The sequence below is a fragment of the Croceicoccus hydrothermalis genome (genome assembly GCF_022378335.1).
Classification (GTDB): domain Bacteria; phylum Pseudomonadota; class Alphaproteobacteria; order Sphingomonadales; family Sphingomonadaceae; genus Croceicoccus; species Croceicoccus hydrothermalis.
Map to the genome: position 1 here is coordinate 1 of NZ_JAIQCI010000004.1, position 22,899 is coordinate 22,899.

Genomic DNA, 22,899 nt, shown 5'->3' on the forward strand with positions numbered 1-22,899 from the left:
CCAACGAAGGCGCCGACAGCTGGGTAATGATCGCCACTCTTATCGAGAGCGGCAAGTTACCAAGCATCGATTCGAACGCATGGATGAACGCCATGCTCACCAGTCTCGCCAACCGTCACTTGGATAAGCACATCGATCAACTGATGCCTTGGGCCTACAGGGGCTGAAAACACCGCTTACGCATCAAACAAATATAGCCGGTCGAATGATCCTGCACCACAGCCTATACGCGCTCGGGATTTACGGGTTCACGACCTAGGACCGCAACCGCATCGAAGGGATGTTCAAAAAACTCTAGCTATCACGTCGCATCACATTTCACTGCGGCAAGACCATTAAACCCTCGCCAGCCGTCTCAACATTGCCAGCATACGGCTATGACTTAATTATCTTGTCAACACGACCTAAAAAGCCCGATCGTGAACCAATACACGTGCGGTAGCGAAGCTAATCGATATGTCCCTCCATAACGACCAGCCATCCATGTATTGAAGGTCCGACTGCAGCCGATTGGTGAGATCGCCTTCCGTATCAGTCGCGCCGCGAAAACCCCGTACCTGCGCAAGGCCGGTAAGGCCGGGCTTTAGCGTGTGACGCTGCCAATATCGCGAATCAATTTCCCAGAAAAGTTTGTCACCAGCCTGCGAACCGAGGGCATGCGGACGCGGCCCCACGATACTCATGCTTCCTCCCAGAACGTTGAGTAACTGTGGAACCTCATCCAGCGACGTTCGGCGCAAGAAACGACCGACCTTGGTAATTCGATCGTCATCCTTGGACGCCGAACGATTTCCCGCGCTGTCCAGTCGGTCGCTGCGCATGGAACGAAACTTGTAGATCGAAAAAAGCTGGTTCGACCGCCCCATTCGTTTCTGAAGAAAGAAGACAGGGCCGCGATCCTCAAGCCAGATCGCCAGGGCAATAAGCCCCAGCAAAGGAGAGAGAAGTATGACCGCCGGGCCAGCCACGGCGAGGTCAAAGGCACGCTTCATGATACGAGCGCGAAGACCAAGCGGTCGATGCGAAATCAGCAGAATTCCCATCCCATCGCGAACGTGCGCGCCCAAAGCACCAAGCTCCCTAACGGAATCATCGAGAATTTCGCCATCAACCGAAAGGCATTTAAGAGCGTGCGCCCATTCACCTCGGCGTTCCGGCGCACAAGAAACCAGAACGCGGTCCATGTGACGTAACATCTTGCCCAGCCGTTCGATCGCTTCGGGATTCCCGATATCTGGACGAAGACCAAAGCGCTCCGCATCGAAATAATACGCATTGTCGCTTTCGATCTTCGGCCCCCCATCAGACACGATAAGGAAATTTTCACCTGTCGTACCGCACCTTTGCCGGATGACCGAACGCATCTGATCACGCACGAAGATGATCGTGATCACCGAAAATAGAAGCGATAGCGCCATGGTGCTGCGCGAAAATTCCGCGCTGGATTTGGCAAAAAATGCGACGAAGGTGATGATCGCGGCCGCGACAAGCAAAGCCACAATCGCCCGCAGAATCGAGAAGGTCGGCTGTCGCAAGGCTTTTATCGAATAGCTGCCGTTATAAAGTCCGATGGTCAGAAAAACCGGCAGGATCATCTGTATCTGCATCATCGATTGCGGTGCGAACATCGCACCAAGATAGATATAGCTCGCCAAGAAAAACCCAAAGGCAAGCGCCGCCAAGTCTCCGATAACGAGCATGAGGTAGCATTGGAGACGCCCCTGCTCGAGTGACGGAATGCGCGCTAACTGCGAAGGTGTTAGTATCCTGCGATCCTGCCGTGCCGAGATTGAGGTTTGGCGCTTGCCTTTTTTCGTAGGCCGCGCATCGGTTGCAATTCTGGAATTTAGTAGCATCGGTTTGATCCGTTCCACTTTCACCGACTAAGGGTCGTTACCCGAAGCACGCTAAGGGCTATTCCATGTTGCATCGCAGCATACACGGCCAAAGCCATATGGCAAAGTAATACCAACCAATGAATAGGCTTTTATACCTAATGGCCAGATTGCGATGCCGCTCGTGCGATATTGGTACAACCTATACGAAAATTGAGCGAAGCCGTCTGGCTATCGGCCAGAAGCTGCCGATGCATCGCTACCAGTCGTTGAGACAATCGAGCCAGACGTGGACCCCGCCAGCGAGAAAGCTGGTCTGCGATCGCACCCTTTTCCATAAAGAACACACCGGGTTGCTGAGCGACGAACGCGGCGACATCGGCTCGGGACCCCAATTTAGATGACAATTCGGTCAGTTTTGCTACCCGACGCTCCATCGCGAGCAAAGTGCCAACTGGATTCATATCCAGTTGCTGAAACCGCGTAAGCTCCTCGCCAAGCCGCTCTAGGTTTCCGGACAGAACCGCATCCACCAGCGCCATCATTCCGTCGTCTTCGGTCACAGCACCGATCGCATGCACGTCAGCTTCGGAGACGGAACGGGGTGCTTCTGGCGCAGCGTCGATATAAAGAGCCAGCTTCGCGATTTCCGATTTCGCCATGCGGGTGTCCAGCCCAACCGATCCGGCGATCCGTTGGGCCAATTCCGAGCCCATGCGCAGTCCCGCCGCATCAGCCATATGTCGCACTTCCGATGTCACGGAACGAATGTCGGGCGGGTAGAACATCGCGACCAGCGCATCGTCCCGCTTTTCCAACAACTTGGCCGTGCGCGATTTGTCAGTCGCACCCGATGCCAAGATAAGCACCGGCCAACCATCGGCCACCGTCTCGCTCTCGATAAGGATCTTTAACGCTTCGAGCGCTTCTTCCGCCTGAACGCGTACGAAAATATGGCGCGTGTCCCCGAACAAGGAAGTAGAGCGGGTTTCGTCCGACAGCCTGACCGGATCACGCTTCAATTCTGAGCCGCCAATCTCCACCCGCTCGCCAGCTTTTTCGCCCAACAGGGTTATTAGGCGCATTGCGGCAGCATGGGCGCCCGCCTCGTCCGGCCCGCAAAAGAAGAAGATTTTCGCCGTCTGCACAGCCTGCGGCGCAATCTGTGCAAAATTGCTGTTCTTTGCTTTCACCGTTCAGCTTCACGCGATTGGTCGCGCAGTTTCAGCGCCAGCGTGGCAACGATCCGGTCGGCAACCACCTGCGTCAAGTTTTCGAGTGCGGTCTGCTCCGCCGCGATCGTAGCATATTCGCTCGAAACCACATCGACCCCGGCATCGGAACCAGACGTGGTGTCCAGCATGACCGCCCCGGTCGCCACATCCACGAGCCGATAACGCGCACGCAACGTGCGCCTTTCACGTCCGATCGTATCGTTCTTCAACAGCCCCAGCCCTTCGAGTCGATTGTCTAGCCGTACGTCGAGCCGGTACCGCGTTGGCACCGCCCCGCTCGCGCCCAGCCGCTCGATCAACGCATCGCGCATGAGCCAGCCCGACTGCCCCTCAATGGGCGACACCTCGATCCCGGAGAGCCCGGACGCGACCGCTCCATCGCCGCCACCAGCATATACCGGCTGCAACGCGCACGCCGAAAGCGGCATCGTCGCGAGCGCGAGGAGAAGAACCGCCGCCCGCATCAGACCACCAGATTGACCAGCCGGTCGGGTACGACGATCACCTTGCGGATTTCGGCCCCGTCGAGATTGCGCTGCACCTTCTCGCTCGACAGCGCGAGCCGCTCCAGCTCGTCCTTCGGCAAGCCCTTCGCCACGGTCAGCGTGTCGCGCAGCTTGCCCTTGATCTGCACCGCGATCGTCACCTCGTCCTCGACAAGCAGGCTTTCTTCCACGGACGGCCAGGGCGCGTCTGCGATAAGCCCTTCGCCGCCGCTGCGCGACCAGGTTTCCTCACAAAGATGCGGCATCATCGGGCTGGCGAGATGCATCAGCGCGGTGATCGCGTCGTTGCGGCTGACCGATGGCGGCGCCTTTTCCGTCGCGTTGGTCAGCTCGTAGATCCGCGCGACCGCCTTGTTGAAGGACAGGGCCTCGATATCCTCACCGACGGCGGCGATCGCCTGATGCGTCTTGCGGGCGAGCGGCTTGTCCTCGCCCGTCGCAGCATCGTCGACCTGTCCGAACAGGCGCCACAGACGCTGCACGAAACGGCCGCAGCCCTCGATCCCCGCCTCGCTCCACGGCAGGTCGCGTTCCGGCGGACTGTCGGAGAGCATGAACCAGCGCACCGCATCGGCGCCATATTGCGCGATGATCTCGTCGGGGTCGACGACGTTCTTCTTCGACTTCGACATCTTGATGACGCGGCCGATGTCCACTGCGCCACCATCATCCTTCAATGTCGCGCCCTCTGCCGCCCGGCTGATTTCCGATGGCGCGTAATAGACCGGCTGCCCGTTGGGACCGGTGCGCGAATAGGTTTCGTGCGTCACCATGCCTTGCGTAAACAATTGCCGGAACGGTTCGGCGACATCGATCATGCCGATGTGTTTCAGCGCCCGCGTCCAGAATCGCGCATAGAGCAGGTGCAGGATCGCATGCTCGATCCCGCCGATATACTGATCGACCGGCAACCATGCGGAAATTTCCGCAGGATCGAACGGGCGGTCGGCGGGCTGGCTCGCGAAACGCAGGAAATACCAGCTGGAATCCACGAACGTGTCGAGCGTGTCAGTCTCCCGCTCCGCCTTGCCGCCGCATTTCGGACAATCGACATGCTTCCACGTCGCATGCCGTTCGAGCGGATTGCCCGGCGTCTGAAAATCGACATCCTCGGGGAGCGTGATCGGCAGGCTGTCCATCGGCGCAGGCACGACGCCGCAATCCGCGCAATGGATGAACGGGATCGGCGTCCCCCAGTAACGCTGACGGCTCACGCCCCAGTCGCGCAGGCGCCACACGGTCTTGCCCTCGCCCCACGTGCCCTTTTGCGCACGGGCGATCACCTCGGCCTTGGCATCGGCGACGCTCATGCCGTCGAGAAAGTCGGAATTGACGATGACGCCCTCGCCCGCCTCGGCCGCCCCGGCGAAGGGCGTGTCCGCCTCCTCCGCACTGGCGGCAACCACACGCCGGATCGGCAGGCCGTATTTCGTGGCGAATTCGAAGTCGCGGCTGTCATGGCCGGGCACGCCCATCACCGCGCCGGTGCCGTAATCCATGAGCACGAAATTGGCGATATAGACCGGCAATTCCTCGCCCGTGAACGGGTGGTCTGACCGCAGCCCGGTGTCGTATCCGAGCTTTTCCGCGGTCTCCAGCTCCACCGCGGTCGTGCCGCCGGCGCGGCACGTCTCGATAAAGGCCGCCGCCTCGCCCGACGTGTCGGCCAGTGCGCGGGCAATCGGGTGCTCAGCCGCTATGGCGATGAAACTGGCGCCGAAGATCGTGTCGGGCCGGGTCGAATAGACCTCGATCTCATCGTCGAAATTGCTGCCCTTGAAATGGAATTGCAAACCTTGCGACTTGCCGATCCAGTTCTCCTGCATCAGCCGCACCTTGTCCGGCCACATGTCGAGATTGCCCAGGCCGTCGAGCAATTCGTCGGCAAATTGCGTGATCTTCAAGAACCACTGCGACAGCTTGCGCTTTTCTACCAGCGCGCCCGAACGCCAGCCACGCCCGTCGATCACCTGCTCATTCGCGAGCACGGTCATGTCGACCGGGTCCCAGTTGACGGCGCTTTCCTTGCGATAGACCAGCCCGGCTTCGTAAAGCGCGAGGAACAGCGCCTGCTCATGCCCGTAATATTCGGGGTCGCAGGTCGCGAATTCGCGCGTCCAGTCGAGCGCGAAGCCCAGCCGCTTCAACTGTGCCTTCATGTTGGCGATATTCTCGCGGGTCCAGCCGCCGGGGTGCACGCCCTTTTCCATGGCGGCGTTTTCGGCCGGCATGCCGAACGCGTCCCAGCCCATGGGGTGCAGCACCTCGTGCCCCGTTGCCTTCTTGTACCGCGCGAGCACGTCGCCCATCGTGTAGTTGCGGACATGGCCGATATGGATGCGCCCGGACGGGTAGGGAAACATCTCCAGCACGTAGCTTTTAGGCTTCGCGCTCGCCGAATCGGCACGGAAGGTTTCCGCATCGTCCCACGCGCGCTGCCAGCGCCCGTCGGCCTGCGACGGATCGAAACGCTCTTCGCTCATGCCTCGCGTATCCCCCGGATCAGCCGATCACCGCGTTCCGGCGCAATTCGCGCGCGCGGGTGAGGATGATGTCTTCCAGCTTCTGCACCGTGGCGGCCTGCACCGGGGCATCGACCCATCCGCCGCCATGCGCGACCTGGCGGCTGGCCGCGACGCGCAGCGCATCGGCGCGCAGGTCGGTGTCGAGGATGCTGACTGTCATCTTCATGCGTTCGGCCGGATTTTCGGGGTTGCTGTACCAGTCGGTCACGATGACCCCGCCCGCGCTGTCGGCCTGCACCAACGGCATGAAGGACAGCGTGTCGAGGCTGGCGCGCCACAGATAGCTGTTGACGCCGATGGTCGCGACCTGCGCCGCGGCGGCTTCGGTCTGCACGCGTTCGGGCCCGCCGCATCCGGACAATGCGGACAGGGCGGCCAGCCCTGCGATAGCGACAGAAACGGTGGAAAAGCGAGGGCGTTGACCGGTCATTGCGGGACTTTCGTTCGTCGATTCGCCCGCCGGGGCGAACGTATCTGGCACAAGGGATCGGCCCGCGCCGCGATGGGCGGGCCACATGTTTCGCGCGCTCTATCACCGTGCGCGCCTCGGCGGCAAGTTTTTGCACGCGCGCCGCCGATGCCCGGTCCGGCGTGAACGAGGGCCGAACCGCGCGCGCCGTAACGACCCGGCTGTCGATTCAATGCAACAGTCGGTCAGGGAACTGTCATCGAACCGACGCATTCATTTGGCAGTGCGCCCTACGACAGGTTATGCATGTTTATCTCCGTGCCCTGCAATCGGGTCATGACGGCGAAAGCTTTCCGGTGTATAAGGAAGGCGAGTGAGATTCAGGGGATCAGGACTGTGGCGTCGCAAGGTACGAAATTCGGCACGAAACGGTGGGGCATTGCCCTGCTGACGGGTGCTGCGTTCGTCGCGGCCCTGCCCAGTGCGGTCGCCGCCGCCAGCAATGGCCTGATCGATAAGGCCGACGCCGATTCGATGGCCGGGCGCATTCTTTCGGTAAGCTCCGACGGGCTTACCGCTTTCACCCCGTCCTCCGCCGACCCCCGCCTGCTCGCCCGGTTGAGCGGCGCGCAGGGCGACGCGCAGGACAACAGCGGCATTTTCCGTTTCACCCCCGCCGGCGCGAAAAAGACGGGCAAGCGCGCCGTGACGGTCGCCGTACGAGTCAACACCGATACCGTCCGCGCCATTTCCATGCGCGCGGGCGCGGTCGGCGGATTGGACGCCGGTCGCGGCGCTTCGATACCCAGCATTTCGCCCGTCGCCTTCAACCTGGGCATGGCGCGCGGCTATCAGGGTTTTGGCGTCGAGCGCGGCGAATCGAACACGATCGGCCGTGCCGGATCGGGCGCGGGCATTGCGGGAAGCGCGAACCGCACGTTGACCCTGCCGGGCGAGGTTCGCAAGCTCGACATGCCCGACCTGTCCAGCTTTACCCCGTCGAAGGCGAAGCCCAGCCGGTTCAGCGCCACGGTCAATCTCGACGAGAGACAGTTCCCGGTCGATACGGTCCGGAGCGGCGAAACCGGGTCCGACGTGTCGGTCGATGTCGGCGGCGCCTATCGCGTGGCCCGCAACCTGAAGGTTACCGCCGGCCTTCGTTACTCCGCCGACCGCAACCGGATCGCCCCGCTCACGGATGAGGAGCAGGACGCACAGGCCGTCTATGTCGGGACGCAGTTCCGTTTCTGATTCCTGCCGCAGATGCGTAGCCAAATTGCTGCATTGCCATAGTTTCGATCCGACCGAATAAGAGGTTGTGACCGTCCGCCGCTATCCCTAACCTTTTGAGGAGGAGAGCAGGCGGAAAGGATGTTCATGTCAAAAATTGCAGTGGTTACGGGCGGAACACGCGGCATTGGCGAAGGGATCAGCCTCGCCCTGCGCGAGATGGGATGCACAGTTGTCGCCAACTACGCCGGCAATGACGAAAAGGCGAAAGCGTTCAGCGAGCGCACCGGAATCAAGACGGCCAAGTTCGACGTCGGCGATCACGACGCGGTGACGCAGGGTTGCAGCCAGATCGCCGGGGATGTCGGCCCCATCGACATTGTCGTCAACAACGCCGGCATTACCCGCGACGGGGTCTTGCACAAGATGACGTGGGACGACTGGAACGAGGTGATGCGGATCAATCTCGGCGGTTGCTTCAACATGGCGAAGGCCACGTTCCCCGGCATGCGCGAACGCAAATGGGGCCGCATCGTCAATATCGGGTCGGTCAACGGCCAGGCCGGTCAATACGGGCAGGTCAACTATGCCGCGGCGAAATCGGGCATCCACGGCTTTACCAAGGCGCTGGCGCAGGAAGGCGCGAAATATGGCGTGACGGTCAATGCCATCGCCCCAGGCTATATCGACACGGACATGGTGGCGGCGGTGCCGGAACCGGTTCTGGAAAAGATCATCGCGAAAATCCCGGTCGGACGGCTGGGCCATGCCGACGAAATCGCGCGCGGCGTCGCGTTTTGCTGTTCCGAGGATGCGACCTTCGTGACGGGCTCCACGCTCAGCATCAATGGCGGGCAACACATGTATTGATCGAATCGCGTGCGATTCGCATGGGGCGGTCCGTTCTCTTCCGAACGGGCCGCCCTTTTTCCATCAATCCCGCCCGGTCGATCCGAAACCGGCCGCACCGCGAAGGGTGTCAGACAATGCGTCGGCTTCCTCGATTCCGACGCGGCGCACATCGGCGATGACCGCCTGGGCGATCCGGTCGCCATGCGCGATGGTGAATGCCGCCTCGCCGAGATTGTGCAGACCCACCATGACGACACCGCGATAATCCTCGTCGACCGTGCCCGGGCTGTTGGGCACGATGATCCGATGTTTCAGCGCCATGCCCGAACGCGGGCGGATCTGCATTTCCGTCCCGCGCGGCAGCTCGACGCGAAACCCGGTCGACACCAGTGCCAGTTCGCCGGGCGCCAGCGTCACCGCCCCATCGGGGAGAAACGCACGCAGATCCATGCCCGCCGCCCCCGCGCTTGCATAATGGGGGAGCGGGAGATCATTGCCCTCCACCCGGCTGAAACGCACGGCGGTCATGCCTCGTTCTTCTTGTCGAGCGTATCGGCCATGCGCGTCACCAGCGCACGGGCAACCGCATCCTTCGGCATGGCATTCCAGCTTTCGGTACCGTCGGCGTCGATGACATGCACCGCATTCGCATCGCCGCCCATCACGTCGCCCGACACGTCATTCGCCACGATCCAGTCCACCCGCTTTGCCCGGCGCTTTGCCTCGGCATGGGAAATCACGTCATGCGTCTCGGCGGCGAAGCCGATGAGCAGCGCCGGCCGGCGATCCGATTGGGCGAGCGTACGCAGGATATCGGGATTCTGGGCGAGTGCGAGTGGAGGGATCTGCCCCGAACCGTCTTTCTTGATCTTCTGATCGCGAACGTCGGCGGCGCGCCAATCGGCCACTGCGGCCACCATCACCGCGACATCGGCGGGCAATGCGTCATCCACCGCCGCCTGCATCTCCCGCGCGCTTTCGACATCGATGCGGTCCACGCCCGGCGGGGTCGCCAGCGTGACCGGCCCGGCAATTAACGTGACGCGGGCCCCCATCGCCGCGGCCGCGGCGGCAATGGCAAAGCCCTGCTTTCCGCTCGACCGGTTGGCGATGTAACGGACCGGATCGATCGCTTCATGCGTCGGTCCGGCGGTGACGAGCACATGGCGCCCGAACAGCCGCCGGTGCGCGGTTGCCGAAAAATCAGGCTGCCCGGCAAGCGGATCGGCCGGGTTGTCGAGCGTGCCGCGAATCCTCGCGAATATCGCGTTGGGTTCGGGAAGGCGCCCCGGCCCGTATTCGCCGCAGGCCATCGCACCCGCGTCCGGCTCCATCACCGTGATGCCATCGGCGCGCAGCCGGGCGACATTGCGCTGTGTCGCGGGATGCTGCCACATGCGCACGTTCATGGCCGGCGCGATCAGCACCGGCGTGTCCGTCGCGAGCAGCAGCGTCGTCGCCAGATCGTCGGCAATACCCGCCGCCATTTTGGCCATGAGATCGGCGGTCGCGGGGCATACGACGACCAAGTCGGCCTGCCGAGAAAGCTGAATATGCCCCATCTCGGTCTCGTTCTTGAGATCCCAGAGCGTGGTGTGCACCACATTTTCGCTCAAGGCCGCGAGCGTCATCGCGGTGACGAAATGCGTCGCTCCCTCGGTCAGAACGCAGGTCACCTCGCCCCCGCCCTTGCGGATCAGCCGGACGAGCTCGCACGATTTATAGGCCGCGATCCCGCCACCGATGATCAGCAATATCTTCATGCCGCCCCGTCCATCGCCCGTATCAGAACAACCCGGCCACGAGCGCGCCATAGGCCGCCGCCGCGCCGACGCCCGCCGATAGCACATAGGGCCAGAACCCGCCGCCCTTGCGATCGCGCCGTTCCCAGATCAGCTCGATATGCGGCAACGGCGGTGCCTCCGGCGCGCCGCCCTTGGCCGGGAACATGTCCTCGATCCGGCGGATAAGGCCCGGCAGGCGCAGCAGCGTGTCCGTATCCTCGCGAATGCGGTCGGCGATCGCCGCCTCCGGCCCCAGCTCGTCGCGGATCCATTCGCGGACATAGGGCGCCGCCGTGTCCCACAGGTTGATGCCGGGGTCGAGCGAGGTCGCGATCCCCTCCACCATGACCATCGTCTTTTGCAGGAGAAGGAGGTGCGGCTGCGTCATCATGTCGAAATCGCGGGTGATGGCGAACAACCCGTCCAGCATCTGTCCCACGGACAATTCGCTGACCGGCTTGCCGCGCATCGGTTCGCCGACGGCACGCAGGGCGGTCGCGAATTCCTCGACCGAGTGATAGCTCGGCACATATTGCGCTTCGAAATGGATTTCGGCGACACGGCGGTAATCGCCGGTGGTCAGGCCATAGAGGATCTCGGCAAGCCAGCTGCGCGCCTGCCGGTCGATGCGGCCCATGATGCCGAAATCGATGGCGACGATGGTGCCGTCCGCCGTCACGAACAGGTTCCCCTGATGCATATCGGCGTGGAAGAACCCCGCGCTGATCGCCTGACGCAGGAAGCCGAGAACCAGCCGGTTGGCGATATCGGGCAGATCGTGCCCCGCCTCGATCAGCCGCGCGCGATCGGCGATCTTCACCCCGTCGATCCATTCCATTGTCAGGACGCGGCCGTTCGTCCGGTCCCAATCGATGTCGGGCACGCGGAACCCGGGCACCGCGCTCATCCCCTGCGCCAGTTCGGAGGCCGAGGCCGCCTCCCGCCGCAGATCGAGTTCGCGCAGGGTCCATCGTTTGAAATTGGCGATGGTGAGCCGCGGGCGCAGCCGCGTCGCCTCCCCGCCGAACGCTTCGAGATGGGCGGCGGCCCATTCGAACGTGTCGATGTCGCGGGCGAACTGCGCACGCACGTCGGGCCGCTGCACCTTGACCGCGACGGTGCGGCCCCCGGTCGTGACCGCCTTGTGCACCTGCGCGATGGAGGCCGCGCCGATCGGCGTTTCCTCGATACTGGAAAAAAGCGCGTCGGTTGGGCGTTCGAAGCTTTCCTCGATCACGCGGCAGATGCGTTCGAACGGCACGGGCGGGAGCGAATCCTGCAACGACAGCAGGTTGCGCGCCGCTTCCTCTCCGACGAGGTCGGGCCGCGTGGCGAGCGTCTGACCCAGCTTGATCGCGGCGGGGCCGATCTCCTGAAACGCGGCGGCGTAATCGGGCACGTGCGGCTGGCGCGTGCCGAACCGGGCAATGCGGCAAAGCCGGCGCACCGGCGCGGGCGTCGCGGGGTTTTCCTCCACGATGCGCAGCGCACCATGCCGGGCGAGCGTGCGGCCCCAGCGCAAAAGCCGCATCACATGGATCGCAGGGCGGGTCATGAATTCAGATTTTCCAGCCCGAATGAATCGCGACCAACCCGCCCATGATCGGCTCCACCTTCGTCATGGCGAACCCTGCATCGCGGATCATGCCTTCGAATTCGGGCATTGTGGGAAAGCGGCGGATGGATTCGATCAGATAGCGATAGCTGTCCGCGTCGCCCGCGATCCGCTTTCCGATTTCGGGGACGAGCCGGTGGGAATAGGCATCGTAGATTTCCTTGAACCCCGCCCATTCGGTGGTCGAGAATTCGAGGCAGAAGAACCGTCCGCCAGGCTTCAATACGCGGTGCGCTTCGGCCAGGGCGCGGTCGATATGGGTCACGTTCCGGATCCCGAACGCGATGGTATAGGCATCGAAGCTCGCATCCTCGAAGCTCAGATCCTCCGCGTCCTGCCGCGACCAGACGAGGCTGTCGATGCCGCGCTTGACCGCACGGTCGAGCCCCACGTCCAGCATATCCTGATTGATGTCGGACACGGTGACATCGGCCCCGCGTGCCTCCATGCGAAAGGCGATGTCGCCCGTCCCGCCTGCCATGTCGAGAATGCGCTCGTGCGGCTGCGGCTTGACCCGGCGGACGAAGCGGTCCTTCCACAAACGGTGCATGCCGCCCGACATCGCATCGTTCATGATGTCGTATTTGCGCGCCACATTGGTGAACACCGCGCCAACACGGTCCGCCTTCTCACTCGCGGCGACTTGTTCGTAGCCGAAGGAAACTGTCTCGCTGTCTGTCATGGCACAAGCGTTTAGGCCGTTATGCGCCCCGCGCAAAGCAATTGTGTCACGTTTTGACCGGCTCAGCGCTGACAGCTGGGGCACCAGAACGTGCTCCGCCCGCCTTGCACGAAACGCCGTACCGTTCCGCCGCAATGGCACGGCTTGCCCTCGCGCCCGTAAACCTGCCATGATGTCGCGAAATAGCCCAGCTCGCCATCGGGCCGCGCGTAATCCCGCATCGAGGAACCGCCCGCCGCAATCGATTCGTTCAGCACGTCGCGAATGGCGGGGACCAGCAGTTTCAGCTTTGCAAGCGACACCGCGCCCGCAGCCTTGTCCGGACGGATGCGCGCGCGGTGAAGCGCCTCGCACACATAGATATTGCCAAGGCCCGCCACGATCCGCTGATCGAGCAGCATGATCTTGATCGGCGAGCTTCGCCCCGACAGCGCATCGCGAAGATAGGGCGCAGTCAGCTCCGGCCCTAGAGGTTCCGGCCCCATCGCCGCAAACGGGCCGAACGCATCAATCGCATCGGCATCGACCAGATCGACCGATCCGAAACGCCGCGCATCGTTCAATGCCAGCACATGGCCGCTGCCCGTTTCGAGCACGAGATGATCGTGCTTTCCCATTTCATCCGGGTCGATGCGCCACCGCCCGCTCATGCCCAGGTGAAACACCATCACCTGCGTGCGGGACAGATGGATAAGCCCGTATTTCGCCCGCCGCGACAGCCCGGTGACCTGCGCCCCGGTCATCGCCTGCACCAGCCCGTCGGGAAAGGGGCGGCGCAGATCGGGCCGGTTCACGCGCACGCTTGCGATGGTTTCCCCATCGAGAAAGGCGGACAGGCCGCGCACGGTGGTTTCGACTTCGGGAAGCTCTGGCATGCGTCCACAGATAGGAACGATCACCCTATGAGGGAATAGCGGCATTCCGGCGGCGGCGGTTCGACGAGCGCGGCGTATCCATCCTGCCTGCGCATGGCTCCGCCGCGCGCCACGGTTTCGCCGAACGCGTGAACGGTGCCCGCGATGATGACACGGTCGGCATGCACGATGACCGGCGTTCGGGTGGAGAACACAGGCAACGCCGGATCGCCGCCTGTCATGACGAAGACAAGCCAATCGTCCCGCACGGCATACGTCCCGTCGAACAGCGCGAGCGGCCTCGCCACGGGCGGGGTTCCGGGCCTCGCGACCGGTTCGGCGTAGCGCGCAACGTAAACCGCGCGCGTTTGCGCCGCCGGCATCGCCGAATTGTCAGCGTCGGTTTGTTCCGCGCCCGCCTCCGCCGCCGGTGCGCCGCATCCGGTGAGCAGAACCGCCATGCCCACCGGCAGGAACCGCACCGCCCGCAAGGCGATCAGCTCTCCAATTGTCGCAGCAGGCTGCGCACGTCGCCGTCCATGTCGGCATCGCGCGTGCGCAGATCCTCGATCAGGCGGACGGCGTGGATCACGGTGGAATGGTCGCGCCCGCCGAACTTGCGCCCGATTTCGGGATAGCTGCGCGGGGTGAGCACCTTGGCAAGATACATCGCCACCTGCCGCGGGCGCACGACCGTGCGGGTCCGGCGCTTCGACGCCATTTCGGCGCGGTCGAGGCGGTAGAACTGGCACACCGTGCGCTGAATCTCGTCGATGGTAATGCGGCGGCGATTGGCCGACAGGATATCGGTCAGCTGTTCCTCGGCCAGTTGCAGGCTGACGGGTTGTCCGGTCAATTGCGCATAGGCAATGAGCTTGTTGAGACCGCCGACGAGCTCGCGCACGTTGCGGCTGATCGTGCGGGCGAGGAATTCGATCACGTCTTCGGGCACATCGCTCGCGGTAAAGCGGGCGAGGCGGTGATTGAGGATCTTGCGGCGCAGGTCGATATCGGCGGGCTGAATATCCGCGACCAGCCCCATCGACAGGCGCGACAGCAGGCGCGGCTCCACCCCGTCGAGCGCTTGCGGCGCACGATCGGCGGCAAAGGCGAGGCGCTTGCCCTCCGCCAGCAGCGCATCGATGGTGTAGAGCAATTCCTCCTGCGCCGATGCCTTGCCGATGATGAACTGAATATCATCGACCAGCAGCATGTCGAAACCGCGCAGCCGCGACTTGAACTCCATCATCTGATTATGGCGCAGCGCCTGCACGAATTCGACCATGAAACGTTCGGCCGAGCAGTAGAAGATGCACGCGCCGGGACGCGCCGCGGCGAATTGATGGCCCAGCGCATGCAACAGATGCGTCTTGCCCTGCCCGGTCGCGGCCTTGAGATAGAGCGGCGAGAATTGCGGCGTCTCGATCGCGGCCATGCGCTGCGCCGCGTTATAGGCAAGAACATTGCCCTCGCCCGTGACGAAGCTTGCAAAGGTGAGCGACGGGTCCAGCCCGGCGGAACCAAGATCGGTCAGCGCGCCTGCGGGATCGGCCATCGCGGCGGGTTCCGCGGCGGCGGACCCCACACGCAATTCGGGCAGCTTGCGCCGGTTCGGATGCACGCAGATGCGGACATTGCGCACATCGCTGCTCGCGATCTTCCACGCCAGCGAGAGCCGGTCGGCAAACCGGTCCGTGACCCAATTGGCGGAAAATTCGGTCGGCAGGTAAAGGTCGAGCGTTCCCGTTTCGCGGCAGAACGGCCCGAGTTCGACCGGCCGGATCCACTGATTATACAGCTGCTGCCCCAGATCCTTTTTCAGCCCGATGCAGATATCGGCCCAGTCGGCCTGAAGATCCTCGGCGCGGCGGCGCGCCTCGTCGCCCTGCGCCAAATCGGCCTGCCCCGAATCGCCCCGTCCTGAAGCAGCCGGCCCCGAATCGCCCGACCCCGAATCGCGCGCCGCAGAATTTCCGGACGTCACCGCCCCGCCGCCGCATGCATCGGCGCCACGTGCATTGCCGCGGGGGGCGGCACCGTGGCGGTCCACGGCGCCGCCCGCCATGCGCGAGGACGAAAGGGGTGCGGCGGTGCCATGTCCTGCATCATTCGTATTGTCCGATTCGCGCATCATAGCCGTCATCAAATCCTGCCCCAAAACCTTCGTCCACTCGTCCTGTCACCGGCAATATCCGCCCGTCGGCGCCGCATGAAAATGCGGCACCGTCCGCCGAAACAATCCGGCGGGGGAGCGTTCTTTGCGATGTTCAATAATGCCGGTTGCGGGTCACCGCCTGGCCCTCATTTTGTAGGGCTGTGGATGGTCCACCGGCAAGGGTTGCGGCGTAAAAAAACTGAAATAATGCGCCTTGACTCAATCAAGCCCGCACAACTCCAAGAGTGCGGTTTCAACCCATTGGTTTGGAACGTTTTATTCGATCCCTCGCCATCCGAATCAACGGGTTTCCGCCGATTCGAGGGCAATCGCGTTCGCGCGTGAACCCCCACGAGGCTGGCACGAAAAAGGCCGCCGGATCACACCCGGCGGCCCTTTGATGGCCCGATCCGCCGACGCGTGCGGCGAATCGTCCTGTAACGTCGGCGTCAGAGCGCGGCGACGCGCTTCGACAGGCGCGACATCTTGCGCGAGGCGGTGTTCTTGTGGATCGCACCGCGCGCCACGCCGCGGGCCAGTTCGGGCTGCGCATCGTGAAGGGCGGTCTTGGCCGCGTTGCTGTCGCCCGATTCGATGGCGGTCTCGACCTTTTTCAGGAAGGTGCGGATGCGCGCCATGCGGTTGCCGTTCACTTCGGCGCGGCGTTCGTTGCGACGGATGCGCTTACGCGCCTGGGGGGTATTGGCCATGTCGATCCTTTATGCGGCCGCAAGCTGCACGGCCCTGTTGAAACGGGGTACTAACCGAAATTGCTGCCCGGCCCGGCCGCAGGGGTGCGGATGCTCGAACCGATATGAAAACTTGCGCGAAAGGGCATGCCCCTCGCGACAAAGCGCGCCGCATATCGCCATCGGCGCGAATCGTCAAGCTTTGCGCCGGTCTGCCGCGGGGTTGCGATCCCCGCTCGACCCTGCGCGCCGCATCCAGTGCTTGCCCGCATCGCCCCCGCCGGGGCATGGGAGCCGTCATGCCCGACAACAGCCGAAACGCCCGCCCCGCCCCGCCCCCGCGCACCGATGCGCCTGCCAATGGCGCGATGCTCGACGGTGAGGATCGGCTCGACCGCTATGCCCGGCATATCGTGCTGCCCGAAATCGGGGGCGCCGGACAGGCCCGGCTCGCCGCGAGCCATGTCGTCGTCATCGGCGCAGGCGGCATCGGATCGCCGGCCATCCAATATCTCGCCGGCGCGGGCGTCGGCCGGATGACCATCGTGGACAACGACCGCGTCGATGCCAGCAATCTGCAACGCCAGACGATCTTCGCCGCCGCCGATATCGGGCATTCGAAGGCGGACGCCGCGGCACGATGGGTTCGCGGCTTCGATCCGGCCATCGCCGTTACGGCATCGGATATCCGCATCGGTCCCGACAATGCGGCAAGGATCGTCGCCGGCGCCGATCTCGTGCTCGACGGGTGCGACAATTTCGCCACCCGGCTGGCGGTGTCCGACGCCTGCGTCGCGGCACATGTACCGTTGAGCAGTGCGGCGATCGGCCGGTTTCAGGGGCAGATCGCCAATTTCGCCGGGCATCTGCCGAATCAGCCGTGCTATCGCTGCTATGTCGGCGATGCGTTCGATGCGGACGATTGCGACACCTGCGCCGAACAGGGCGTTCTGGGCGCGTTTGCCGGTATGGCGGGATGCTTCGGAGCGATGCAGGGCCTGCGCGTGCTGCTGGCCGGGGTGTCGTCCCTCGGGGATCCGCAATGGGGGCGGCTGCATCTGCTCGACGGATTGGGCCCTGCATTGCGGACGATCCGCATCGCGCGCGACCCCGAATGCCGCGCCTGCGCAGGGGGGTGACGGCGCGCGGAACCGGCAATGCTCGACAGCCACGCCCGGCCTGCCCATATTGAGGGCCATGCCCGCAAAGACACAGCCCGCCCCGCCCGTCGGCACGCCGCAACAGCTCGAACCGCTGGTGCAGCGTGTGCTGGCCGGCAATCCCAGCGCGTTCACCCTGCATGGCACACAGACCTATATCGTGGGCGCGGGCGCCGATGTCGCGGTGATCGACCCCGGCCCGGACGATGCGGGCCATATCGACGCGGTCCTGGCGGCGGTCGGCGCGCGGAAGGTCACGGCGATCTGCTGCACCCATACGCACCGCGATCATTCGCCCGCCGCCGCGCCATTGGCGGCCCGGACGGGGGCTAGAATCATGGGCTGCGCTGCGCTCGCGCTCGAATCCATCGGGCCGCGCGGCGATGCGCCGTTCGATACAGGCTATGCGCCCGACCGCGCGCTCAACGACGGGGAAAGCATTTCGGGCGATGGCTGGACGCTGACGGCGGTGGCGACGCCGGGGCATACGTCGAATCACCTGTGCTTTGCATTGGAGGAAAGCGGCGCGCTGTTCACCGGCGATCACGTCATGGGATGGTCCACCACCGTGGTCATCCCGCCCGATGGCGACATGGCGGATTACATGGCCAGCATGGAATTGCTGCACGGCCGTGAGGACCGGATTTACTACCCGGCCCATGGCGCCCCTATCGAAAATACGCGGCAGCTCGTGCGCGGCATGATCGGCCATCGCCGACAGCGCGAGCGGCAGATCCTCAGGACGCTGGAGAAAGGCGAACGGGCCATCCCGGCGCTGGTCGAGACGATGTATGTCGGGCTCGATTCCCGGCTCATCGGCGCGGCGGGGCAATCCGTGCTCGCGCATCTGATCGACCTGGAACGGCGGGGCATGGTGGGGCGCGATGGCGAAGAATGGGCGATTGCGGGATGAATGCCCTGTAAAAACCGGGGGTCTGTCCCTAGATGAAGGGCAAGCACGCCCGCCACGGGCCACGACAATACGGGGACACGACGCATGACCGCCCAACCGCGAGAGAATCTGACCGGCATGGACCTTCGCGAGGAGATCGAGAAATTGCGCAAGGAGCGCAATGCCGTCATCCTCGCCCATTATTATCAGAAGCCGGAAATCCAGGACATCGCCGATTTCGTGGGCGACAGTCTCGAACTGTCGAAGAAGGCAGCGGCCACCGATGCGGAGGTGATCGCGTTCTGCGGCGTCAAATTCATGGCCGACACGGCCAAGATCCTCAGCCCCGAAAAGATCGTCGTGCTGCCCGATCTCGACGCCGGGTGCAGTCTTGAGGACAGTTGCCCGCCTGACAAGTTCCGCGCGTTCCGCGAGGCGCATCCCGACCATATCGCGCTGACCTACATCAATTGCTCGACCGAGGTGAAGGCGCTGTCCGACGTCATCGTCACCTCGTCCAGCGCGGAAACCATCCTTCAGCAGATCCCGGAGGATCAGAAGATCATCTTCGGTCCCGACCGGCATCTGGGCGGCTATCTCAACCGCAAGTTCGCACGCGACATGCTGCTGTGGCCCGGCGTGTGCATCGTGCACGAGGCGTTCAGCGAAACCGAGCTGATGAAATTGCAGCATCAGCATCCCGATGCGCCCATCGCCGCACACCCGGAATGCCCGCCGCAGATCGTCGACCACGCCGATTACGTCGGCTCGACCAGCGGCATCCTGCAATTCGCGAAAACGACCGAGAGCGACACGCTCATCGTCGCGACCGAACCGCACATCATCCATCAGATGGAAGTCGCGCTGCCGGAAAAGAATTTCATTGGCGCGCCGGGGGCGGACGGCAATTGCAACTGCAACATCTGTCCGTACATGGCGCTCAACACGATGGAGAAGCTCTATATCGCGCTGCGCGACCTCGAACCCAGGATCGAGATCGAGGAGGGCTTGCGGCTGAAGGCGAAGCAGAGCCTCGACAAGATGATGGAAATGGCCGCCGGCACCATCGGCAAGGGCGATTTGGGCCGGGTGTGAGGGCATCGAGCCTCGCGCGCGATCCGCGCCGTATTGCAAACGCGCAACGAAACGGCGTTTGCGGCGTTGTCTTTTCCGGTCGCACGACAGGAGAGCACGCCATTCACATCGCCACATCGCCGCACCGGGCCGCCTGTCGCGCCGCCGCTCGCCATAACCCCGCCCGCCATAGCTGCGGCTAAGCCGTGACCGCGCATCTTCGCTCGTTCCTGGCGGGCATCAATGCCAGTTACTGGTTCTATCCTGCGCTGTTCTCGATCCTCGCCTTCGTCCTGGCGCTGGTGACGATCATGCTCGACCGCAGCTTCGCGGCCGAGATGATCTCGAACACCAAATATCTCGTGCCCGCCCGCCCCGACGGCGCCAGCACCATGTTGCAGGTCATCGCCAGCACCACCATCGGCGTCGCCGCGACGGTGTTTTCGATCACCATCGCCGCCGTCGCCTATGCCAGCGGCACCTACGGCCCGCGCCTGCTCACCAATTTCATGGAGGACAAGGGCAATCAGCTTTCGCTCGCCACCTTCATCGGCACCTTCGTCTATTCGGTGATGGTGCTGCGCGTGGTGCGGGCGGAGGACGAGGCCGCCGCCTCCGCCGAGGCAGCCGCGGTGGACGGTCTGCCCGGTTTCGTGCCGCAATTGTCATTGCTGGTCGCGACGGGGATGATGCTGGCGTCGATCGCGGTGCTGGTCTTCTTCCTCAACCATATTCCCGATTCGATCCGCATCAACACCGTGCTGAAACAGATCGGCGAACGGCTCATCCGGCAGATCAAGCATCGCTTTCCCCATAACGGATCGGACATCGAACAACCCGAACCGCCCGATGGCAAGATCGTGTCGGCAAACGCTGCCGGATATATCGAGATCATCGACTTTGCCGGGCTGGAGGACATTGCGAAGCGTACCGATTCGGTCATCGTGCTCAAGGCCGAGGCCGGCGATTTCGTGCATCCGCCGATGGCATTGGTTCAGATTGCCGCCGACGATCCGGACGATGCGCTGATCGAGGAGATTCTCGATTGTTTCGTGCTGTCGGGATTGCGCACGCCGACGCAGGATCTGGGCTTCCTGCTCGACGAGCTGGTGGAGATTGCCCTGCGCGCGCTGTCGCCGGGGATCAACGATCCGTTCACGGCGATGACGGCGCTGCACTGGATCGGGGCGGCCACGGCGGAGCTTGGGGGCCGGGTGCTCGCCGATTCGCCCAATGACGACCGCGCACAATCCACCGACCGGCGCGTCATCCCGATCATGACCGGGTTCGAGGGCTATGTCGCGGCGGGGTTCGGCGCGGCGCGTTCCGCCGTCGCGACCAGCCGGAAGGCGACCTTCGCGATGTTCGACGCGATGCAGAATTGCGCCAGCGCGCTCAACAATCGCGACCGGGTGCAGGTTCTGCTCAGGGAAGGCGATCTGTTGATGAGCCAGGCCGCCGATGCGTTGAGCGGGCCGGACCTTGCCGAGGTGCACGACCGGCACTCGGCCTTCCGCGCAAAACTCAGCAATAACGGGGATGCTGCGGACTAATCCTCGGGTTCCTCGGCCTGCGTTGTCGCGGCGGTTTCGGCCTCGGTATCATCCGCGTCCTCGCTCTCCGCTTCGCTGACCGGCATGCCCTGCGACTGGAGCTGATCGAGCGGGATCATCGCATCGTCGATCGTGCCGGGCAGAACCTCGCCCTGCGGCGCTGCGCCCTCGGCCTCGGCCGGAGCATCCGCCGCGTCGTTACAGCCGGACAGGAGCGGCAGCAAAGCCGCCATCGTGAGGGTAAGGATCGTTTTCGCCATGGCGCCGCTGATTACTCCGTCGGGCATTTGCGGTCCAGCGCGGAGAGAAACGTCGTGCTGTGCCGCGCCATCGCCTCGTCCCATTCGCGCGCCGACACCGCATGGCCGAGCCGTTCGAGGCTCGTCACGCCGAATTCGCTGATGCCGCAAGGCACGATCCCGGCAAAATGGGAAAGGTCGGGCGAAAGATTCACGCTGAACCCGTGCATCGTCACCCATTTGCGCACGCGCACGCCGATCGCGCCGATCTTCGCCTCGCGTCCGTCGACATCGCGGGTCCAGATGCCGATGCGCCCCCCCGCCCGCCAGCTTTCGACGCCGAAGTCGGCCAGCGTGTCGATCACCCACCCCTCGAGCGCATGAACGAAACCGCGCACGTCGCGCGCCCGCCGGGTAAGATCCAGCATGACATAGCCGATCCGCTGCCCCGGTCCATGATAGGTGAATTGCCCGCCGCGCCCGGCCTTCACCACGTCGAATCGTGGATCGAGCAGATCGGCATCCTTCGCACTGGTCCCGGCCGTATAGACAGGCGGATGTTCAAGCATCCAGATCAATTCGCGCGCGCCGTCGCGAATCGCTGTATTGCGCACCTCCATCTCGGCGAGCGCATCGCGATAGGCAACCTGCTCGTAGCTATGGCGCCATTCGATCCCGCCCTGTGCAGAGACGGGCATATCCCTCGTATCATCGGTCATCGCGCGTTGCGTGGCGGCAAATGCCGTGCCAATCAAGACCCATGGCATACCCTTCCCTGAAACCGGCGCCCAAGGGGCCGCCGCCTGCAAAGCTCGACATCGGACGAGCATGGTCGCGCGCCGCGGCGATGATCGCGGCGAACCGGCAATTGCTGCTCATCGTGGCCGGCGTGTTCTTCCTCCTGCCGCAGCTCATCGTGAATTTCGTCCTGCCCTCGCCTCAGGAAGGGCTTGAGGGCGATGCCGCGACGCAGGCCATGCTCGATCTTTTCGCCGGCTGGTGGCCGGTCCTGCTCGCCTCGCTCCTGATACAGAGCATGGGCGTCCTTGCCGTGATCGCGCTGCTCGCCGATCCGGCGCGGCCCACGGTGGGCGATGCGATGAAGCAGGCGCTGCGCTATCTGCCGAGCTATATCGCGGCGCAGCTCGTGCTTTTTTCGGGTATCGGGGTGATCATGCTGCTCGTGCTGGTGCCGGTTGCGACGGCGGGCGCGGCCGCGGGGTCGGCATCGTCCGCCGGGGCATTCGGCACGCTGATCGCGCTGGCCATCGCGCTCTATCTCTTCGTCCGGGCGGTGCTGACCGCGCCGGTCATGGTGGCGCAGCGGGTGCGCAACCCGTTCGATGCCCTGCTGCGTGCGTGGCGGCTGACGCGGGGCAATGCGACGCGGCTGCTGTTCTTTCTCGCGCTGCTGACGCTGTCGGCGCTGATCATCTATACGGTGGCGACATTGATTCCGGGGCTGATCCTGTTGCCGCTCGTCGGGGCGGGCGGCGCGGCGGTCGTCACAGGATTCATCGGCGCGCTTGTCGGCGCGCTCTATTCGTTGATCACGACGGCGGTGCTGACCGCGATCTGGGCGCAGCTTGCTGCGACGCCTGCCAAGTGAC

General features: G+C 63.8%; 23 protein-coding genes. 8 read left to right on the forward strand and 15 right to left on the reverse strand.

Translation table 11 applies throughout. The features are described from left to right. Window positions 1-26 precede the first annotated feature (26 nt). On the forward strand, window positions 27-167 hold the full coding sequence (locus tag K4G67_RS17740; protein ID WP_420829994.1) for a transposase domain-containing protein: 141 nt from the start codon (window positions 27-29) through the stop codon (window positions 165-167). 237 nt (window positions 168-404) lie between these two features. Here K4G67_RS17740 and K4G67_RS04005 read toward each other — a convergent pair whose 3' ends face one another. From K4G67_RS04005 to K4G67_RS04025, 5 genes are all read right to left on the reverse strand, one after another. Continuing rightward, window positions 405-1,874 (reverse strand): exopolysaccharide biosynthesis polyprenyl glycosylphosphotransferase, encoded by a 1,470-nt coding sequence (locus tag K4G67_RS04005; RefSeq protein ID WP_239805103.1) that lies wholly within the window; start codon window positions 1,872-1,874, stop codon window positions 405-407. 119 nt (window positions 1,875-1,993) lie between these two features. Further along, the gene (holA, locus tag K4G67_RS04010; protein ID WP_239805104.1) at window positions 1,994-3,028 is read right to left on the reverse strand and encodes a DNA polymerase III subunit delta; all 1,035 of its coding nucleotides are present in this window, start codon (window positions 3,026-3,028) and stop codon (window positions 1,994-1,996) included. Next, window positions 3,025-3,534 (reverse strand): LPS assembly lipoprotein LptE, encoded by a 510-nt coding sequence (lptE, locus tag K4G67_RS04015; protein ID WP_239805105.1) that lies wholly within the window; start codon window positions 3,532-3,534, stop codon window positions 3,025-3,027. The genes holA and lptE overlap by 4 nt, the downstream gene beginning before the upstream one ends. Then, entirely contained in the window at window positions 3,534-6,059 is a 2,526-nt protein-coding gene (leuS, locus tag K4G67_RS04020; protein ID WP_239805106.1) for a leucine--tRNA ligase, read from the reverse strand. The genes lptE and leuS overlap by 1 nt, the downstream gene beginning before the upstream one ends. A gap of 19 nt (window positions 6,060-6,078) precedes the next feature. Next, window positions 6,079-6,531: a DUF3576 domain-containing protein gene (locus tag K4G67_RS04025; protein WP_239805107.1), complete on the reverse strand. Its 453-nt coding sequence runs from the start codon at window positions 6,529-6,531 to the stop codon at window positions 6,079-6,081. Between the two features lie 375 nt (window positions 6,532-6,906). On the opposite strand from K4G67_RS04025, the gene K4G67_RS04030 reads away from it, so the two are divergent. Next, window positions 6,907-7,761, forward strand: coding sequence for a hypothetical protein (locus tag K4G67_RS04030; protein ID WP_239805108.1), 855 nt, complete (start codon window positions 6,907-6,909; stop codon window positions 7,759-7,761). Window positions 7,762-7,887: 126 nt separating this feature from the next. Continuing rightward, window positions 7,888-8,610 (forward strand): acetoacetyl-CoA reductase, encoded by a 723-nt coding sequence (phbB, locus tag K4G67_RS04035; protein WP_239805109.1) that lies wholly within the window; start codon window positions 7,888-7,890, stop codon window positions 8,608-8,610. A 63-nt stretch (window positions 8,611-8,673) separates the two neighbouring features. On the opposite strand, the gene dut is transcribed toward phbB, so the two are convergent. The 8 genes from dut to rpsT form a co-directional block, all read right to left on the reverse strand. Beyond that, entirely contained in the window at window positions 8,674-9,120 is a 447-nt protein-coding gene (gene dut, locus K4G67_RS04040; protein ID WP_239805110.1) for a dUTP diphosphatase, read from the reverse strand. After that, window positions 9,117-10,355 (reverse strand): bifunctional phosphopantothenoylcysteine decarboxylase/phosphopantothenate--cysteine ligase CoaBC, encoded by a 1,239-nt coding sequence (coaBC, locus tag K4G67_RS04045; RefSeq protein ID WP_239805111.1) that lies wholly within the window; start codon window positions 10,353-10,355, stop codon window positions 9,117-9,119. Before coaBC ends, dut begins: the two co-directional genes overlap by 4 nt. A 22-nt stretch (window positions 10,356-10,377) precedes the next feature. After that, the gene (ubiB, locus tag K4G67_RS04050; RefSeq protein ID WP_239805112.1) at window positions 10,378-11,931 is read right to left on the reverse strand and encodes a 2-polyprenylphenol 6-hydroxylase; all 1,554 of its coding nucleotides are present in this window, start codon (window positions 11,929-11,931) and stop codon (window positions 10,378-10,380) included. A gap of 4 nt (window positions 11,932-11,935) precedes the next feature. Next, window positions 11,936-12,673 carry a class I SAM-dependent methyltransferase gene (locus K4G67_RS04055; RefSeq protein ID WP_239805113.1) on the reverse strand — a complete coding sequence of 246 codons (738 nt, stop codon included), beginning with the start codon at window positions 12,671-12,673 and terminating at the stop codon, window positions 11,936-11,938. 62 nt (window positions 12,674-12,735) lie between these two features. Beyond that, complete coding sequence (gene mutM / locus K4G67_RS04060) at window positions 12,736-13,548, reverse strand: bifunctional DNA-formamidopyrimidine glycosylase/DNA-(apurinic or apyrimidinic site) lyase (RefSeq protein ID WP_239805114.1); 813 nt, start codon at window positions 13,546-13,548, stop codon at window positions 12,736-12,738. A gap of 20 nt (window positions 13,549-13,568) precedes the next feature. Beyond that, window positions 13,569-14,018: a hypothetical protein gene (locus K4G67_RS04065; protein ID WP_239805115.1), complete on the reverse strand. Its 450-nt coding sequence runs from the start codon at window positions 14,016-14,018 to the stop codon at window positions 13,569-13,571. A gap of 5 nt (window positions 14,019-14,023) precedes the next feature. Continuing rightward, on the reverse strand, window positions 14,024-15,670 hold the full coding sequence (dnaA, locus tag K4G67_RS04070) for a chromosomal replication initiator protein DnaA (RefSeq protein ID WP_239805116.1): 1,647 nt from the start codon (window positions 15,668-15,670) through the stop codon (window positions 14,024-14,026). A 461-nt stretch (window positions 15,671-16,131) separates the two neighbouring features. Beyond that, window positions 16,132-16,392 carry a 30S ribosomal protein S20 gene (rpsT, locus tag K4G67_RS04075; RefSeq protein WP_202082632.1) on the reverse strand — a complete coding sequence of 87 codons (261 nt, stop codon included), beginning with the start codon at window positions 16,390-16,392 and terminating at the stop codon, window positions 16,132-16,134. 347 nt (window positions 16,393-16,739) lie between these two features. Between rpsT and K4G67_RS04080 the strand changes: the two genes are divergently transcribed. From K4G67_RS04080 to K4G67_RS04095, 4 genes are all read left to right on the forward strand, one after another. Further along, entirely contained in the window at window positions 16,740-17,510 is a 771-nt protein-coding gene (locus tag K4G67_RS04080; RefSeq protein ID WP_239805365.1) for a HesA/MoeB/ThiF family protein, read from the forward strand. Between the two features lie 58 nt (window positions 17,511-17,568). Further along, window positions 17,569-18,444: an MBL fold metallo-hydrolase gene (locus K4G67_RS04085; protein ID WP_239805117.1), complete on the forward strand. Its 876-nt coding sequence runs from the start codon at window positions 17,569-17,571 to the stop codon at window positions 18,442-18,444. An 84-nt stretch (window positions 18,445-18,528) separates the two neighbouring features. Next, entirely contained in the window at window positions 18,529-19,518 is a 990-nt protein-coding gene (nadA, locus tag K4G67_RS04090) for a quinolinate synthase NadA (protein ID WP_239805118.1), read from the forward strand. A gap of 185 nt (window positions 19,519-19,703) precedes the next feature. Continuing rightward, the gene (locus tag K4G67_RS04095; RefSeq protein ID WP_239805119.1) at window positions 19,704-21,050 is read left to right on the forward strand and encodes a DUF2254 domain-containing protein; all 1,347 of its coding nucleotides are present in this window, start codon (window positions 19,704-19,706) and stop codon (window positions 21,048-21,050) included. Here the strand turns inward: K4G67_RS04095 and K4G67_RS04100 are convergent. Further along, window positions 21,047-21,310, reverse strand: a complete 264-nt coding sequence (locus tag K4G67_RS04100) for a hypothetical protein (RefSeq protein ID WP_239805120.1) — start codon at window positions 21,308-21,310, stop codon at window positions 21,047-21,049. The genes K4G67_RS04095 and K4G67_RS04100 overlap by 4 nt on opposite strands. 11 nt (window positions 21,311-21,321) lie before the next feature. Next, window positions 21,322-22,008 carry a lipoyl(octanoyl) transferase LipB gene (gene lipB, locus K4G67_RS04105; RefSeq protein WP_420829986.1) on the reverse strand — a complete coding sequence of 229 codons (687 nt, stop codon included), beginning with the start codon at window positions 22,006-22,008 and terminating at the stop codon, window positions 21,322-21,324. 41 nt (window positions 22,009-22,049) lie between these two features. Here lipB and K4G67_RS04110 point away from each other — a divergent pair, with 41 nt between their 5' ends. Beyond that, window positions 22,050-22,898, forward strand: coding sequence for a glycerophosphoryl diester phosphodiesterase membrane domain-containing protein (locus K4G67_RS04110; RefSeq protein WP_239805121.1), 849 nt, complete (start codon window positions 22,050-22,052; stop codon window positions 22,896-22,898). Window position 22,899 lies beyond the last annotated feature (1 nt).

Bases quoted from the DNA above. Each gene is read 5' to 3' on its own strand.
- K4G67_RS17740 (WP_420829994.1), top strand. From the start codon at position 27: ATGATCGCCACTCTTATCGAGAGCGGCAAGTTACCAAGCATCGATTCG.
- lptE (WP_239805105.1), bottom strand. From the start codon at position 3,534: ATGCGGGCGGCGGTTCTTCTCCTCGCGCTCGCGACGATGCCGCTTTCG.
- leuS (WP_239805106.1), bottom strand. From the start codon at position 6,059: ATGAGCGAAGAGCGTTTCGATCCGTCGCAGGCCGACGGGCGCTGGCAG.
- K4G67_RS04025 (WP_239805107.1), bottom strand. From the start codon at position 6,531: ATGACCGGTCAACGCCCTCGCTTTTCCACCGTTTCTGTCGCTATCGCA.
- phbB (WP_239805109.1), top strand. From the start codon at position 7,888: ATGTCAAAAATTGCAGTGGTTACGGGCGGAACACGCGGCATTGGCGAA.
- dut (WP_239805110.1), bottom strand. From the start codon at position 9,120: ATGACCGCCGTGCGTTTCAGCCGGGTGGAGGGCAATGATCTCCCGCTC.
- coaBC (WP_239805111.1), bottom strand. From the start codon at position 10,355: ATGAAGATATTGCTGATCATCGGTGGCGGGATCGCGGCCTATAAATCG.
- ubiB (WP_239805112.1), bottom strand. From the start codon at position 11,931: ATGACCCGCCCTGCGATCCATGTGATGCGGCTTTTGCGCTGGGGCCGC.
- K4G67_RS04055 (WP_239805113.1), bottom strand. From the start codon at position 12,673: ATGACAGACAGCGAGACAGTTTCCTTCGGCTACGAACAAGTCGCCGCG.
- mutM (WP_239805114.1), bottom strand. From the start codon at position 13,548: ATGCCAGAGCTTCCCGAAGTCGAAACCACCGTGCGCGGCCTGTCCGCC.
- dnaA (WP_239805116.1), bottom strand. From the start codon at position 15,670: ATGACGGCTATGATGCGCGAATCGGACAATACGAATGATGCAGGACAT.
- rpsT (WP_202082632.1), bottom strand. From the start codon at position 16,392: ATGGCCAATACCCCCCAGGCGCGTAAGCGCATCCGTCGCAACGAACGC.
- K4G67_RS04080 (WP_239805365.1), top strand. From the start codon at position 16,740: ATGCTCGACGGTGAGGATCGGCTCGACCGCTATGCCCGGCATATCGTG.
- K4G67_RS04085 (WP_239805117.1), top strand. From the start codon at position 17,569: ATGCCCGCAAAGACACAGCCCGCCCCGCCCGTCGGCACGCCGCAACAG.
- nadA (WP_239805118.1), top strand. From the start codon at position 18,529: ATGACCGCCCAACCGCGAGAGAATCTGACCGGCATGGACCTTCGCGAG.
- K4G67_RS04100 (WP_239805120.1), bottom strand. From the start codon at position 21,310: ATGGCGAAAACGATCCTTACCCTCACGATGGCGGCTTTGCTGCCGCTC.
- lipB (WP_420829986.1), bottom strand. From the start codon at position 22,008: ATGACCGATGATACGAGGGATATGCCCGTCTCTGCACAGGGCGGGATC.
- K4G67_RS04110 (WP_239805121.1), top strand. From the start codon at position 22,050: ATGGCATACCCTTCCCTGAAACCGGCGCCCAAGGGGCCGCCGCCTGCA.